The 15,785-nt window shown below is 52.4% G+C and carries 16 protein-coding genes; 10 read left to right on the forward strand and 6 right to left on the reverse strand.

Annotated elements, in window-relative coordinates:
• Positions 1–19: 19 nt before the first annotated feature.
• Entirely contained in the window at positions 20–1,000 is a 981-nt protein-coding gene (ydcK, locus tag HV477_RS01905) for a YdcK family protein (protein ID WP_079898798.1), read from the forward strand.
• Here the strand turns inward: ydcK and rimL are convergent.
• Complete coding sequence (gene rimL, locus HV477_RS01910; protein WP_000229309.1) at positions 997–1,536, reverse strand: 50S ribosomal protein L7/L12-serine acetyltransferase; 540 nt, start codon at positions 1,534–1,536, stop codon at positions 997–999. The genes ydcK and rimL overlap by 4 nt on opposite strands.
• A gap of 216 nt (positions 1,537–1,752) precedes the next feature.
• Here rimL and HV477_RS01915 point away from each other — a divergent pair, with 216 nt between their 5' ends.
• From HV477_RS01915 to aac(6'), 8 genes are all read left to right on the forward strand, one after another.
• Positions 1,753–2,871, forward strand: coding sequence for a M42 family metallopeptidase (locus HV477_RS01915; RefSeq protein WP_079898797.1), 1,119 nt, complete (start codon positions 1,753–1,755; stop codon positions 2,869–2,871).
• Positions 2,868–3,149 carry a PTS sugar transporter subunit IIB SgcB gene (gene sgcB / locus HV477_RS01920; RefSeq protein WP_000976132.1) on the forward strand — a complete coding sequence of 94 codons (282 nt, stop codon included), beginning with the start codon at positions 2,868–2,870 and terminating at the stop codon, positions 3,147–3,149. Before HV477_RS01915 ends, sgcB begins: the two co-directional genes overlap by 4 nt.
• Before the next feature lie 10 nt (positions 3,150–3,159).
• Positions 3,160–4,473: a PTS sugar transporter subunit IIC SgcC gene (gene sgcC, locus HV477_RS01925; RefSeq protein WP_000460835.1), complete on the forward strand. Its 1,314-nt coding sequence runs from the start codon at positions 3,160–3,162 to the stop codon at positions 4,471–4,473.
• Positions 4,474–4,486: 13 nt separating this feature from the next.
• A complete protein-coding gene (gene sgcQ, locus HV477_RS01930; protein WP_020839329.1) occupies positions 4,487–5,293 on the forward strand; it encodes a BtpA family protein SgcQ in 807 nt (268 codons plus the stop codon).
• A 131-nt stretch (positions 5,294–5,424) separates the two neighbouring features.
• The gene (sgcA, locus tag HV477_RS01935) at positions 5,425–5,862 is read left to right on the forward strand and encodes an SgcA family PTS sugar transporter subunit IIA (protein ID WP_000606454.1); all 438 of its coding nucleotides are present in this window, start codon (positions 5,425–5,427) and stop codon (positions 5,860–5,862) included.
• A gap of 11 nt (positions 5,863–5,873) precedes the next feature.
• Positions 5,874–6,506, forward strand: coding sequence for a ribulose-phosphate 3 epimerase family protein (locus HV477_RS01940; RefSeq protein WP_023256912.1), 633 nt, complete (start codon positions 5,874–5,876; stop codon positions 6,504–6,506).
• A 15-nt stretch (positions 6,507–6,521) separates the two neighbouring features.
• The gene (locus tag HV477_RS01945; RefSeq protein ID WP_001682390.1) at positions 6,522–7,313 is read left to right on the forward strand and encodes a DeoR/GlpR family DNA-binding transcription regulator; all 792 of its coding nucleotides are present in this window, start codon (positions 6,522–6,524) and stop codon (positions 7,311–7,313) included.
• Entirely contained in the window at positions 7,313–7,750 is a 438-nt protein-coding gene (gene aac(6'), locus HV477_RS01950; RefSeq protein WP_000354860.1) for a cryptic aminoglycoside N-acetyltransferase AAC(6')-Iy/Iaa, read from the forward strand. The genes HV477_RS01945 and aac(6') overlap by 1 nt, the downstream gene beginning before the upstream one ends.
• Before the next feature lie 46 nt (positions 7,751–7,796).
• Here the strand turns inward: aac(6') and HV477_RS01955 are convergent, their stop codons facing one another.
• The 5 genes from HV477_RS01955 to HV477_RS01975 all read right to left on the reverse strand — a co-directional run bounded on the left by HV477_RS01955 (position 7,797) and on the right by HV477_RS01975 (position 14,557).
• A complete protein-coding gene (locus tag HV477_RS01955) occupies positions 7,797–8,999 on the reverse strand; it encodes a lactate oxidase (protein ID WP_079898796.1) in 1,203 nt (400 codons plus the stop codon).
• 11 nt (positions 9,000–9,010) lie between these two features.
• Entirely contained in the window at positions 9,011–9,586 is a 576-nt protein-coding gene (locus HV477_RS01960; RefSeq protein WP_079898795.1) for a YceI family protein, read from the reverse strand.
• A gap of 195 nt (positions 9,587–9,781) precedes the next feature.
• On the reverse strand, positions 9,782–11,437 hold the full coding sequence (locus HV477_RS01965; protein ID WP_079898794.1) for a glucan biosynthesis protein D: 1,656 nt from the start codon (positions 11,435–11,437) through the stop codon (positions 9,782–9,784).
• Between the two features lie 219 nt (positions 11,438–11,656).
• Positions 11,657–13,165 carry a carboxylesterase/lipase family protein gene (locus HV477_RS01970; RefSeq protein ID WP_079898793.1) on the reverse strand — a complete coding sequence of 503 codons (1,509 nt, stop codon included), beginning with the start codon at positions 13,163–13,165 and terminating at the stop codon, positions 11,657–11,659.
• A gap of 48 nt (positions 13,166–13,213) precedes the next feature.
• Positions 13,214–14,557 carry a VOC family protein gene (locus HV477_RS01975; RefSeq protein WP_063809261.1) on the reverse strand — a complete coding sequence of 448 codons (1,344 nt, stop codon included), beginning with the start codon at positions 14,555–14,557 and terminating at the stop codon, positions 13,214–13,216.
• Between the two features lie 292 nt (positions 14,558–14,849).
• Between HV477_RS01975 and HV477_RS01980 the strand changes: the two genes are divergently transcribed.
• On the forward strand, positions 14,850–15,773 hold the full coding sequence (locus HV477_RS01980) for a LysR substrate-binding domain-containing protein (protein ID WP_175064919.1): 924 nt from the start codon (positions 14,850–14,852) through the stop codon (positions 15,771–15,773).
• Positions 15,774–15,785 lie beyond the last annotated feature (12 nt).

Genomic DNA, 15,785 nt, shown 5'->3' on the forward strand with positions numbered 1-15,785 from the left:
GTTCACACGGAATTTCCCTATGATCAAATATCGACTGAGTGAAGAACCTCGTGCTTTTACTTATCAGGTAGACGGTGAGAAGAAAAGCGTCTTATTACGACAAGTTATTGCCGTAACGGATTTTAACGATGTTAAAGCCGGAACCTCCGGCGGCTGGGTTGATGCCGATAATGTGCTGTCACAACAGGGGGATTGCTGGATTTATGATGAAAACGCGATGGCCTTTGCGGGCACGGAAATTACGGGTAACGCGCGTATCACGCAGCCGTGCACGCTCTACAATAACGTGCGAATAGGCGATAACGTCTGGATTGATCGCGCTGATATCAGCGATGGCGCGTGGATAAGTGACAACGTCACCATTCAGTCCTCTTCCGTGCGCGGAGAGTGTGCGATTTATGGCGATGCCCGCGTGTTAAACCAGTCAGAAATTCTCGCCGTTCAGGGACTAACGCATGAACATGCGCAGATTTTACAAATTTACGATCGCGCCACCGTGAACCATTCGCGGATTGTCCATCAGGTACAGCTTTATGGCGACGCCAATATCACTCACGCTTTTATTGAGCACCGGGCGGAGGTCTTTGATTTCGCGCTCATCGAAGGCAACAAAGACAATAATGTCTGGATCTGTGACTGCGCCAAAGTCTATGGCCATGCGCGGGTTATCGCCGGCACAGAGGAAGATGCGATCCCTACCCTTCGCTACAGCTCGCAGGTAGCGGAACATGCGTTAATCGAAGGCAACTGTGTGTTAAAACATCATGTGCTGGTAGGCGGACATGCTGAGGTACGCGGAGGCCCGATTTTACTGGACGACCGCGTGCTGATTGAAGGCCAGGCCTGTATACAGGGCGAAATTCTGATTGAGCACCAGGTCGAGATTAGCGGACGGGCGGCGGTGATAGCGTTTGACGGCAATGCTATTCACCTACGCGGCCCAAAAGTGATCAATGGAGAAGATCGTATTACGCGTACCCCCTTAGTCGGTTCTCTTTAATCCGCATCAATAATGCGGGCATACATATTAACGTCGTGATAGTCGCCGTTAAGATACTCCGCCTGTTTCATACAGCCTTCCAGCGTAAAATGGTTGCGCCGTGCGACCGCATTACTGGCCTGATTATCAACGCGGCATTTAATGACAAAGCGTCGAATATCGCCGCGCCGGACATAATGTGTCATCAGCGCCTGTAATGATTGCGACATTATCCCTTGCCCCTGAAGGGACTCATCCAGCCAGTAACCGATATAGGCGGCTTTGTTTATCGGTTCGATGGCATTAAATGAGAGTACGCCCGCCATCTCATCCTGGCAGAAAATCAGGTACATTTTGGCGTAACCACGCTGGTGCAACAGCATATTACCCTGCACATGCTTACGCGTTTCCTCCTGCGACGTGACATATTGCGGCCAGTCGAGCGACTGTTGTAGCCACGCTTTGTTTTTGAGTACCAGTTGGTGCAGCGCCGGAACATGACTTTCATCTGCCGCTCGCAGTTCCAGCGTCGTGCTAACAGGAATAATTTCCACCATCGCGTTGCCCTTCTTCGTTGTTGGTCGTAATCACATAAATAGCCTGGTTTACCGATAACCCGCAGGTGATATGAGCGTTTTTATTGTATCGCCATCACATTATTTTTTATTGGCCATATTTAGCGTATTTCCGCGTGACATATTTCACACTTATCCAACCATTCTCCGCCTATAAAACGCTCAACGACTGATTGTTTTATCACCACGGAGACGCCAATGACTTTTTCTGTGCAGGAAACGCTTTTTTCTTTACTGCGGCTAAACGGGATTTCAGGACATGAAAGCAGTATTGCAAACGTTATGCAGCACGCGTTTGAACAACAGGCCAAAGACGTCTGGCGGGATCGCCTAGGCAATGTCGTCGCCCGTTATGGCAGCGATAAATCTGACGCGCTTCGCCTGATGATTTTTGCGCATATGGATGAAGTGGGTTTTATGGTACGCAAGATCGAACCCTCCGGTTTTTTACGTTTTGAACGCGTGGGCGGCCCGGCGCAAATTACTATGCCCGGTTCGATTGTGACGCTTGCCGGACGTTCAGGCGATATCATGGGCTGTATCGGTATTAAAGCATATCACTTCGCGAAGGGTGACGAGCGCACCCAGCCTCCCGCGCTCGATAAACTCTGGATTGATATCGGCGCGAAAGATAAAGCGGATGCCGAACGAATGGGTATTCAGGTGGGGACGCCAGTAACCCTTTACAACCCGCCGCACTGTCTGGGCAACGACCTGGTATGCAGTAAGGCGCTGGATGACAGACTGGGGTGTACGGCGCTACTGGGCGTCGCCGAGGCTCTCGCCTCCACATCGCTCGATATCGCGGTGTTCCTGGTCGCGTCGGTACAGGAAGAGTTCAATATTCGCGGGATTGTTCCCGTTTTACGACGCGTGCGCCCCGACCTGGCGATTGGTATTGATATCACCCCATCCTGCGACACGCCTGACCTGCAGGATTACTCAGATGTGCGGGTCAACCACGGCGTCGGCATCACCTGTCTGAACTATCATGGACGCGGTACGTTGGCGGGACTGATTACGCCGCCCCGTTTGCTGCGGATGCTGGAGACCACCGCGCACGAAAATAATATTCCCGTACAGCGTGAAGTCGCGCCAGGCGTCATCACCGAAACAGGCTACATTCAGGTTGAACTGGACGGTATTCCCTGCGCCAGTCTTTCTATTCCCTGCCGCTATACCCACTCGCCAGCCGAAGTCGCCAGCCTGCGCGACCTGGCTGATTGTATCCGTTTACTGACTGCGCTGGCCAACATGTCGCCAGAACAGTTTCCCATTGAGCCTGAAACAGGCGCTACACAAGAGGCACGACCATGATGAAAAAGATCCTTGTGGCATGTGGTACCGGCATGTCGACATCAACCATGATTGCACAAAAACTGCAGGACTTTCTCGCGGAGCAAGGCATTGCGGCAACCACGGCGCAATGTTGTCTGAATGAGATCCCGTTGAACTGTAACGGTATGGATCTCATCGTAACGTCCATGCGTACGCACAGTGACTATGGCATCCCGACGCTCAACGGCGCCGCCCTGCTGACAGGCATCAACGACGACGCATTAAAACAAGAAATCAAGGCGCTGTTAACACAATAAAGGGGGCATTATGTTTGATTACATCCTGTCTCTCGGCGGCACCGTCTTTGTGCCCATCATTATGATTATCATCGGCTTAATCTTTCGTATTCCCTGGCTGCAGGCAGTGAAAGCCGGGGTGACGGTCGGCATCGGTTTTGTCGGCATGGGGTTGGTGATCGTCATGGCGATCGACAGTCTCAGTCCGCCGATTAAAGTGATGATTGAGCGTTTTGGCCTGACGCTGCATGTGTTTGACGTCGGCGCCGGACCCGCATCCGGCGTCGGCTATGCGACGGCCATCGGCGCGATGATCATTCCCGTTATCTTTCTGCTCAACGTCGGTATGCTGGTGACTCGTCTGACCAAAACCATGAACGTTGATATTTATAACTACTGGCACTACGCCATTACCGGAACGGTCGTCCAGTTGATGACCGGCAGTCTGATTTATGGCGTACTGGGCGCGATTTGCCATGCCGCCTTGTCGTTGAAAATGGCCGACTGGACGGCGAAACGAGTACAGAACATTGTGGGTCTGGAAGGGATTTCTATTCCGCAAGGGTATGGCTCCAGCTCCGTGCCGTTGTTCGTATTGCTGGATGCGATATACGAAAAAATACCGTTTATGAAAGGACGCAATATTGACGCTCAGGAGATCCAAAAACGGTATGGGATGGTCGGCGACCCGGTGATCATTGGCGTTGTTCTCGGGCTGATCTTCGGACTTGCCGCAGGCGAAGGCTTTAAAGGATGCGCAACCTTAATGATTACCGTGGCGGCGATTATGGTGCTGTTTCCGCGCATGATTCGCCTTATCGTTGAGGGATTAATGCCCATTTCCGACGGCGCGCGTAAGTTCTTCCAGAAACACTTTAAAGGGCGCGAAGTCTTTATCGGTCTGGATACCGCAGTGACGTTAGGCCATCCGACCACCATCGCGGTTGGACTGCTGTTAATTCCCATCATGTTAATTCTGGCGAGCATACTGCCGGGCAATAAAGTCCTGCCGCTGGCTGATTTACCGGTTGCGCCGTTTTTTATCTGCATGGCCACGGTTATTCATCGCGGCGATCTGATTCGTACTCTGCTCAGCGGCATCATTGTCATGATTACCGTTTTGCTGATCGCCACCCAGTTCGCACCGTACTTTACCGATATGGCGCTCAAAGGCGGCTTTAGCTTCGCCGCTGAAAACGCGCAAATTACCGCGCTGTCGGTGGGAAACATGTTTGGCTGGTCAATATCTGAATTGATGTCGCTGGGCATGATTGGCGTGGTGATTGTGGTCGGCATTGTCGCCAGCATCATACTTGTCTTACGTAAACGTGAACTACCGGAATAAGGAGCAACCCAGAATGAGTTGGCTAAAAGAGGTAATAGGAACGGAAAAAGCCGTTATCGCCATGTGCCATTTACGGGCGCTGCCGGGCGATCCCGGGTTCGATACAAAGAAAGGCATGAACTGGGTAATTGACCGCGCCCATGACGATTTAATGGCGCTACAAAATGGCGGCGTGGATGCGGTGATGTTCTCCAATGAATTTAGTCTGCCTTATTTAACGAAAGTCAGACCGGAAACGACTGCCGCGATGGCACGAATCATCGGTCAGTTAATGAGTGAAATTCGCGTACCGTTTGGGGTAAACGTGTTGTGGGACCCTGTGGCCTCGTTTGATTTGGCGATGGCGACCGACGCAAAATTTATTCGCGAAATTTTCACCGGCGCTTACGCCAGCGATTTTGGCGTCTGGGATACGAATGTCGGCGAAACTATTCGCCATCAGCATCGCATCGGTGCAGGCCACGTGAAAACGCTGTTTAACATCGTGCCGGAAGCGGCGGTGTATCTGGGAAACCGGGATGTCTGTTCAATTGCGAAATCGACCGTATTTAACAATAACCCCGATGCCCTGTGCGTCTCGGGGCTGACGGCGGGCGCTCGCACGGATAGCGCCATACTGAAGCGAGTAAAAGAGACCGTCCCCGACACGGTCGTGCTGGCGAATACCGGGGTGTGTCTGGAAAACGTCGAGGAGCAACTCTGCATTGCCGACGGATGCGTAACGGCAACCACGTTTAAAAAAGACGGCGTCTTCGCCAACTTTGTCGACCAGGCGCGCGTGGCGAAGTTTATGGAGAAAGTACGCCATATCCGACAATAAAATGGGGATAAGCAAAACGCTTATCCCCTGCAGAGAGCGATAACTCTTCTGCCGATCTCCGTCGCCTTCGCCAAAAGACACGCCGGGGATCGGTTTCAGAGTAACCCGAACCGGCAAGGAGTCAACGATCGATGATTAATGATGTTAAGTGGGTTCAGGCGCAACGCCATGCCAGCGACTGGCGACACGCGCTGGATATCGCCGTCCGTCCGCTGATTACCTTCGGCGCGGCGGCCCCCTGCTACCTGGACGGTATTATTGAGAACACCCTTAAATGGGGGCCATATTATCTTATTGCGCCGGGGATTGCGCTGCCCCATGCCAGACCAGAGCAAGGCGCCAACCATAATCAAATCAGCGTCACTACGTTAGCAACGCCGGTCGCTTTCGGTAATGCGGATTGCGATCCCATCTGGCTGTTGCTTTGCGCCAGCGCCACGGATGCCGAAGCACATATTCGCACCATTCAACGCATCAGCCAGTGGCTCGACTCGCCGGAAAGCGTCGCGATGCTGCAAGATGCGCCAAATGACGCCGCGCTTTTCGCGCAATTAACCGCATTGCGCTGATGGAGGTTTCGATGATCCTGCACCCTTCACTGGCCTCCGCCGATCCGCTGCGCTATGCCGAGGCGTTGACCGCTTTACACGATGCGCCTCTCGGCTCGCTGCATCTGGATATCGAAGATACCAGTTTCATCAACAATATTACCTTCGGTATGAAAACCATTCAGGCAGTCGCACAATACACTCGCCATCCGCTCTCATTTCACCTGATGGTCTCATCACCGCAACGCTGGTTACCCTGGCTTGCAGCTATCCGCCCCGGCTGGATTTTCATTCATGCCGAAAGCGTGCAAAACCCCTCGGAGATTCTGGCGGATATTCGCGCTATCGGGGCGAAAGCAGGACTGGCGCTTAACCCGGCAACGCCGCTATTGTCTTATCGTTATCTGGCATTGCAACTGGATGCGCTGATGATCATGACCAGCGAACCCGACGGGCGCGGACAGCAATTTATCGCCACGATGTGTGAAAAAGTGAGCCAGAGCAGAGAGCATTTCCCTGCTGCGGAATGCTGGGCGGACGGCGGTATTACACTTCGCGCCGCACGGCTGCTTGCCGCCGCAGGCGCGCAGCATCTGGTGATTGGCCGGGCGTTGTTCACGACGGCGAACTATAATGTGACGTTGTCACAATTCACCGCGCTATAAAGGAGTCATATGCTGATGAGCCAACAGCGCCCCGACCGTATCAAACAGATGTTGCATTACCTTTGGCAACACAGGCACCTCTCAACACAACAAGCTATTGAGCTTTTTGGCTATGCAGAGGCAACCGTGCGCCGGGATTTTCACTATATTGCCAGCCGTTATCCCGGTATGGTTCGCGGCCATGGTTGTATTGACTTCGACGACAGTACGGAAGATAAAGAATATGTTTTCGACGTTAAGCGAACGTTACAAAGCGAGGCGAAACGCGAAATCGCCGCCCTCGCCCGCACGTTCATCAAGGATGGAGACTGCTTTTTTCTCGACTCCGGCTCCACCTGTCTGGAACTGGCAAAATGTCTGGTCGACGCCAAAGTAAAAGTCATTTGCAATGACATCAAAATCGCTAATGAACTGGGTGGCTTCCCACACGTAGAGAGTTACATTATCGGCGGACTGATTCGCCCCGGTTACTTTTCGGTGGGCGAGAGTCTGGCGCTGGAGATGATTAACGCCTTTGCCGTTGAACGCGCCTTTATCTCCTGCGATGCGCTGTCGATTGAAACGGGCATCACCAACGCTACGATGTTTGAAGTAGGCGTCAAAACGCGCATTATTCAGCGCTCACGCGAGGTCATATTGATGGCCGATCATTCAAAGTTTGATACTGTAGAACCCCATGCGGTGGCGACGCTGTCCTGTATTACTACCATTCTTAGCGACAGCGCGCTCCCGTCTGCTATCGCCCGACGTTATCAGCAGGCGGGATGCCGTCTCATCATGCCAGACCCCTCATCAGGAGCGCGTTAATGGACATCAGGCAAATGAACAAAACCCATCTGGAGCTCTGGCGCGGATTGCGAAAACAGCTCTGGCCTGGTCACCCGGATGACGCCCATCTGGCGGACGGCGAAGAAATTCTGCAAACCGATCATCTGGCATCATTTATTGCGATGGCAGACGGGGTGGCGATTGGCTTTGCGGATGCCTCAATCCGCCACGATTATGTCAATGGCTGTGACAGTTCGCCCGTGGCTTTCCTTGAAGGTATTTTTGTTCTCCCCTCATTCCGTCAACGCGGCGTAGCGAAACAATTGATTGCAGCGGTGCAACGATGGGGAACGAATAAAGGGTGTCGGGAAATGGCCTCCGATACCTCGCCGGAAAATACAATTTCCCAGAAAGTTCACCAGGCGTTAGGATTTGAGGAAACAGAGCGCGTCATTTTCTACCGAAAGCGTTGTTGAGGGAAATCATACAGGAAAAGGTCGGGTATAGTACCCGACCTTTATATTACTGGGGCAGATCTTTTTCAGTTAACAAGCGTGTCGTTTTCACTTGTTCAATATTTCTGGCGCCACCCAACATCATGTTAATTGTCAGCTCTTTGTTTAGCTGTTCAATCACTGATGCCACACCCTGAGCGCCGCCAAGATTAAGACCGTATAATACAGGCCGGCCAACCGCCACAATATCCGCCCCGCTGGCTAACGCTTTGAATACGTGCGAACCACGGCGTACTCCACTGTCAAAAATAACAGGCACTCGCTTGTTGACGACTTTTGCAATCGCAGGAAGCATATCGAATGAGGACGGCCCGCTGTCTAATTGACGGCCACCATGGTTAGAAACCCATATTCCTGCGGCCCCGGCCTGGATAGCAATTTCAGCATCCTCCGGCGACTGAATGCCTTTTACGATAACCGGCAGACCGGAAATACGATGTACATAGGCAATATCCTCCGGCGTAAAGGCTTGTTTAGCCTGCGCGTAAATTTCACTTATCCCTGCTCCTTTGCCAGTTTTTGAACCATCGTCATTTTTTCTGGCGAACATTTCCAGGTTTGCAAAACCCAGCGGGAACTGGAAGTTATTTTTAATATCTTCTTCCCGATAACCGCCGACAGGCGAATCTACGGTCAGAATAATCGCTTTAGCGCCATGTTTTACCGCTTGTGCAAGAATAAATTCGTTAAATTGATTATTCTTGCTCATATAAAGCTGGAAGAAGAACGGATTTTTCCCGGAAACGTTAGCCACCTCTTCGATGGTCTTGTTGCCATAAGTGCTCAACGAGAAAATCGAACCGACCTGCGCCATGCCTTTCGCCGTCGCCAACTCTCCGGAGGCGTGGACTAGGCCCTGTGCTGCCATCGGTGCCTGGATTATAGGCGTTTTAAGCGGAATACCCAGTAGCTGCGTTGATAAATCGATCTCTTTTAACTCAATGCCCTGTAATACGCGCGGCATAATATATTTTTTGTCAAAGCTTTCGGTGTTGCTGCGAAGGTTATTCTCATCTTCGGCTCCGCCGCGAATATAACCAAATGCCCCTTTCTCCATTCTGGCCTGAACGCGCGCTTCCAGCGAGGCTACGTTTGTCATTTTTATTGCTTTTTCGTCCGTGCTGGCTTTGTACTCTTCAGCATAAGCCAGGCCTGATGTTGCCAACATTGCCAGCGAGGCCACTACCCGAATGAGGTGATGAGTTTTCATCATTATTCCTTTTATTGCTTAACCGCTTCTGCCTGGATTTTTATATCGACAACTTTCGTCATCCCCATATCGACCAGATAATCTATCCCCCACTGGGTGCGATCTATTTGCGTGACAAAATCACCACCGCAAACCTGCGCCTTGAATATCGGGCTCATATAACAGCCAAACTTGGTGGTGGTTAAGGTGACGGGCTTAGTTACTCCCTTCATTGTTAGCAAACCGTCAATAGAAACCGGTTTATTATCTTCAAAATGCCATTTTGTTGATTTAAATACTATTTCTGGATATTTTTCCGCATCCAGAATATCGCTACTGCGGATATGGTTATCAAACGCATCCACCCCGGTATTTAAGGCGCTTACGGGAATCGTCACGCGCATCTCTGCATCTTGCTTTTCCGGCTGATATTTCAGTTCGCCGCTAATAGCATAAAACCCGCCATGATTGGTTGAGGTCTGGAAATGATCGATATTAAATACCGCATTGGTATGCGTATTATCAAATTTATATACATCTGCATGAGCAGCACTTAATAAGCCCAGAGACAGGAGAGCACCAAGAAAACTCTTTTTCATTATATTCACTTTATATCTTAAATAAGGTGAAGCTATCTTAATGTCCCCTGTCCGCAGGATCGAGAGGGATAAACAGGAAGGACTGTTGCAAAAATAGAACGATGAAAAGGCCGTGTCACAAAAACAGCGGCTCACGAATGAGTTTATGTCAGGGCTATTTCCGCAACCTGTACCGCCTTTGTGGCGGTACAGAAGGCAAACTGTCTAACGCATGATACGATCGTCAACATAACGGCGCTTATCCGGCGCGGGCGGGAAATACTGATACAGCCAGGTTTCGCTGATAGCCTCCCCCTGGCAGCGCAGGAACATACGCATATCCACCGGTGCCGTAGAATCCGAGGTCGGATACCAGTCAAACTGGATACGATAACCGTCGAAAGGCTCTACGTAGAGGATCTCAATCTGCTTCGCCTCGCCACTGGAGAGCGTAATTACCGGCTCAATGCCTTTTGGCGCGGCCGCTTTCAGATCGCCGCCGACAAAATCAATAGCAAAACGGCGCGCCCATTTATCCGGGTAATGTTCGCCCGGCGCCCAACCCTCGGGAAAGCCACCCATCCCTGTACGGGTCGCCATGACCCGCGCAAGCGGCGATTGTACCGGCGGCTGCGCGCTCCAGTACAAACGATAATTAAACGCCAGCGTATCCCCGGCTTTGATCGCTTTTTCCGGCTGCCAGAAACAGACCACATTATCCAGAGTTTCGCCAGTGGTTGGGATCTCCATCAGGCTAACCGCGCCTTTCCCCCACTTATTGCGCGGCTCCACCCACAGGCTCGGACGTTTGTTGTACCAGCCCATCACATCCTGATAATGCGAGAAATCGCGATCGAGTTGCAGCAGGCCGAACCCTTTTGGGTTATCGTCCATATATGCATTGAACTGCAATTTCTGCGGATTATTCAGCGGGCGGCAAATCCACTCGCCGTTACCCCGCCACATCGCCAGCCGATCGGAATCGTGAATTTGCGGATGAATGGTGTCGCATACCCGGCGTTCATTATTCCCACAGCTAAACATACTGGTCATCGGCGCAATGCCAAGTTGCTTAATATCTTTACGGGCGTAGAGATGGTTTTCTACATCCATGATCACCTGCGATTTTTCGCAATGAATCACAAATTTATACGCGCCCGTCACGCTGGCGCTGTCCAGCAGAGCGTAAACGGTAAACGTAGTATCGCCCGGCTTCGCGGTGTCAAACCAGAAGGCGGTGAAGTCAGGGAACTCTTCCTGACCGTCAGTATAGGTATCTATCGCCAGCCCGCGAGCCGACAGGCCATACTGATAAGTATCATCTACCGCCCGGAAATAACTGGCGCCCAGGAAGGAGACGACATCGCGCCGCGCCAGTTCCGGCGCTTTAAAGACACGGAAACCGGCGAAACCGAGATCGCTCTGCCCTTCCAGTTGCGTCGTATCGACGCCGGCATCGTTGTATTTAAACAGTTCCGGGCGAAAATGAATCTCGCGAGCAAGATGCGTCGTCGTATCAACGGAAAACATGCGTACGCGACGACGAAAGCCCATCCCTACGTGGAAAAACTGAATATCGAGCTGCCGGTTGGCAACACCGTTCCAGAGTGAATGCGCCGCGTCATACTGAATGCTGTTATAGGCCTGCGGCGTCAGATTGGCGAGCGTATCCGGCAAGGGTCCCGGCGCGCCGCCCCAGGGCTTTTTCGATAACGCCTGGGCCATTGATTGCAGACCAGCAAAATCAAAACGGACAATTTTACCATCCGCAATATCGGATTCCGCGGCAAACGCCGCCTGAGAAAAGAGGGAAGCAATACCGCTGGAACCGCACACGGCGGCCATTGCCATTGAACCTTTAATAAATCGTCTACGATTCATACCTGAAAATGAGTCCTTCTGGTCTTGTGAATGGTCCCGCGCTGGTTTTTTCAGCAGCAAGAATGTGCCCGTTTCTGACCGCTCACTCTAGACAAAATTCATTAATAATCCAATTGTTGGTCGCCTGGAAACTGTGCAAAAGCGTAAATATTTTATGTCGATAAGAACCGACCTAATCGGATGTAAACCTCACGCAGCATTCTTCAGGTTATGAAAAGTTTATTCCAGACTAACGTGATGTTTCATGACTCGTTTAAACAGCGCCAGACGCGCACGCATAAAGCGGTTTTCCACTTTAAAACCGGCAAGTTTGTTCAGCCCAATCCGCAACAGACGATCTCGCCCCCGAATGCTGGCGGGCCAGCGAACCGGGCCGTGCAGCACGTCGCGCGTGCGGCTGGCATGACGAGCGAAATTCACCCAGTAATCCGCCACCTGCGAGGCAAAGGCCAGGTCATTCTCATTCACATAATGGCATGTGGGCTCAGCCCGCGTTAACGTATCGAATACATACGGTATTTCATTGCCATGACAGGCACCATTCGCGTAGGTGTTATGCTCCGCTTCGGCGACATAATCAAACCAGTAACGCCAGCACGGTTCGCCGATCCGCTGCTGCGCTTGCATGACGACATAACCCAACGTGGTAAATACCATATCCCGACAGACCTGCCGCCCTAGCGCTTCGTCGCCTTTCACTCCAGGATAAAGCAGCCGGATTAACCCCAGGCCAACACGCCGCTCACGGCGCATTTTTTGAATTTGACCGGCAATATCGACGCCAAAAACTGCCAATACGCTGGCTTCATCGCTATTCGAGCCGATCATCACCGGTATCGGATGCTGTTTCGCCGCAAAGAAGGTTTCCAGCATCGGATGCGGCAGCACGACGTCGCCGGAAATCGGCGTCGGCGCAATTTTAAAAGGCGCGTCCAGCGGCCAAAACGTCTCTGCCGGTAAAGCGCGTAGCTGTTCGGCAGTGGCATGGGCTAAGCCAAGATGTTCCGCCAGCGCAACGCCTTTTTTTAGCGCCACCTCGCGAGGCGTATCCGGCAGCGTATAACCACTCTGAATAATCGCTTTATGAAAAAGCCCCTTCGCCAACGGCGAAGCCATCAACGACAGCACGCTGCGGGCGCCGGCGGATTCGCCAAATAACGTCACATTCTGCGTATCGCCGCCAAATGCGGCAATATTGTCCTGCACCCAACGCAGCGCAGCGATTTGATCGAGTAAAGCGAAATTATGAATACACTCCGCCTCTTCGCCTTCCAGCGCCGGATGCGCGAAAAAGCCCAGATGGCCAAGCCGATAATTGACCGTCACCACGATCGCGCCGCGCTTCGCCAGCGCTTGACCGTCATAGGGCGGCAAACTCCCCGCGCCAATGGTGTAACCGCCGCCGTGTAGCCAGACCATGACCGGCAACGGTTCATGACGTACGGCGGGAGCCCAAACGTTCAGATAGAGACAGTCTTCGGAAAAATTTCCCGGATCGCCGCCGCCGAGTTCGCGACACCAGGTAATATCCTGCCAACTGGCGCAGGAGAAACAATCCGCCTGGCGCACGTCGTGCCAGGGCGTAACAGGCTGCGGCGCACGCCAGCGTAGCTCCCCTGTTGGCGGCGCGGCATAAGGTATACCGCGCCAGATATGGATTTCTTCCTGTACGACGCCCACGATTTTACCGTGACGCGTCGCCACCAGCGGGATGGAGGGATTCAACATAACGCCTTCCTTTTACAGTATCCTCACAGCCTGTGAAGCTTACCGCTTTTAAAGCAGACCGCAACGGCGTTTACTGCGTTCTTCCGCTTCCTGATATAACGAAAATTCATCCCGTACAGCACATCCCAGCGCCTGTTCAAAGGCGTCGCGGCTGGCATTGCCGTGGCTTCTTGCCAGCGTTTCATTTCCCAAATTCGACTGAAAAATGCCGGCTGCGCTGACCGGAAGAAAATCTTCATAGATAATCGGCTGCGCGATTACCCAACCGCGCTCAATAAGCGGCTGCGGATCGTCGCCAGGATGGATCGCCTGACGATGCGCCTCGCCGGAAGGCGTTAAGCGATAACGGAACCAGGCAAGCCCCTGCTGGCGAAGCAGAAATTCGCTATCCGGAAAGGCGTTAAAGACCTCCCGCAAATGGAGTTGATGCGTGAAGTTATCCTTACCCGTTCCCGCCTTGTGCAATAGTTCATCATATAATCGACGACCTTTTGGCGTCAGCGCGACGCCACGTTGCTCAATTTCGCCGAAGCGCGCCGTGTGCGTACCCTGCTTTTCATCAACGAAGAGCACCTGCTCTTCCAGGGCTTTGAAACTGGTTTGCCGCAACAGAATAGGCACTTCGCGGCGAGGCGGACCTTCGATAAGAATTTTAGGCGTAATGCCGCACTCCGGCATCATGGCCTGTACCCGGTCGATATCCAGAGTACGCGGCGTCAGATGGTTAATGTGACATCCCGGAAAACAGACCACGTCGGCAATTAAACGATGCTCACGATGCAGGCTGCGGTACGTTTCTTCATCAACGGTAGCCTGACGATGCCAGCGAAAAGTCTCCAGCGTTTCACGGACGAACTCTTCGGCCTGAGCAGCACTAAAACCGCCCTGCTCGTCGTACTCATCCAGCAATTGTCGGCAGCGCGATGTAAAAATATCCCGCTGCGATAAGATTTCCGCCGCCCGCTGGCGTAATGCCGCGTTTTCAATGAGCTCCAGGCGTAATAGCGAAGTGAACATGCGAAAGGGATTACGCGAGAGCGAAGCCTCGTCAATGGGACGAAATGCCGTGGAGTGCACAGGCACGCCCGCCTGAGAGAGATCGTAATAACTTACTGGGTACATCCCCATGATGGCGAATATCCGACGCAAGGTAGAAAGTTCTTCTGCGGTGCCAACACGAATGGCGCCATGTCGTTCCACGTTCAATCGCGCCAGTTCATCGGCATTAGCCAACTGCTCATGCAGTTTGGGATTATTTTCCAGCACCGCCAGATTCACGTCAGCCACAAGTTCCAGTAACGTACCGTACTGCGGAACTTCCTGCTGGTACATTGCCGACATTGCCTGCGAAAAGTGTTCCCGAATCTCATCTGCCGTGATGGTGTTCGCCATAATGTCATGCCTCCAGTGAATGTTACCTGGAGTGTAGAAAACCTCATCCATTCCGGGGAGAAGAATTTACAAACTGTGATCCGGTCTGAATTCATTATGCAGAACGGATTGACATGAGCTGGCATATCCCCGACCAGATCGCGGCTTAACACGCTTAACGGCAGTTGAATCATCAGTAAAATAAAACAGTTGTAACTTGAAATGGTAAAATGTTAATAATATTTTGCTATCAGGTTATCAAAAACAAACAACTTTACTTGTCACCCGCACGGCTCTGTTTTTAACATCGCTTATGGAAAAAAATGGTCTGTTTAGTCAGCGCATTCGGTTGCGCCACCTTCATACATTTGTCGCCGTTGCGCAACAGGGAACTCTGGGGCGCGCGGCTGAAACTCTTAACCTGAGCCAGCCAGCGCTTTCTAAAACGCTGAACGAACTGGAACAACTCACCGGAACCCGTCTGTTTGAACGCGGGCGACTGGGCGCGCAATTAACGGTTCCTGGCGAACAATTTTTGACTCACGCGGTAAAAGTATTAGATGCATTGAATACCGCCGGGCAGGCGCTGAATCGCAAAGAGGACGCCAGCGCCGATGTGGTGCGTGTTGGCGCGCTCCCCACCGCTGCGCTGGGTATACTCCCGGCGGCTATTGGGCGGTTCCATCAACAGCAAAAATCGACCTCGTTACAGGTCGCGACCATGAACAATACGATGTTGCTTGCGGGTCTGAAATCAGGCGAGATCGATCTGGGTATTGGCCGCATGTCAGACCCGGAATTAATGGGCGGTTTAAATTACGAACTGCTGTTTTTAGAATCGCTTAAATTAGTGGTACGCCCCGGTCATCCCCTGTTACAGGAGACGATCACGCTCAGCCGGGTTATGGAATGGCCGGTAGTCGTCTCGCCAAAAGGCACGGTACCGCGCCAGAATGCGGAAGCCCTGTTGCAAAGCCAGGGGTGTAAAATGCCTGCCGGATGTATCGAAACGCTATCCGCATCGTTATCACGACAACTGACCGTAGATTACGATTACGTCTGGTTCGTCCCCTCTGGCGCGGTTAAAGAAGATCTTCGCCAGGCGAAGCTGGTCTCATTACCCGTGCCGACCCAGAGCGCAGGCGAACCGATAGGTATTCTTACGCGAGTTGATATCCCGCTCTCAACCGGGGCGCAAATGCTGATTGCGGCGATCCGTAAATCGATGCCGCTGTGATAGCGGCTGTCG

This window comes from Salmonella sp. SG203, from assembly GCF_013350575.1.
Classification (GTDB): Bacteria; Pseudomonadota; Gammaproteobacteria; order Enterobacterales; family Enterobacteriaceae; genus Salmonella; species Salmonella enterica.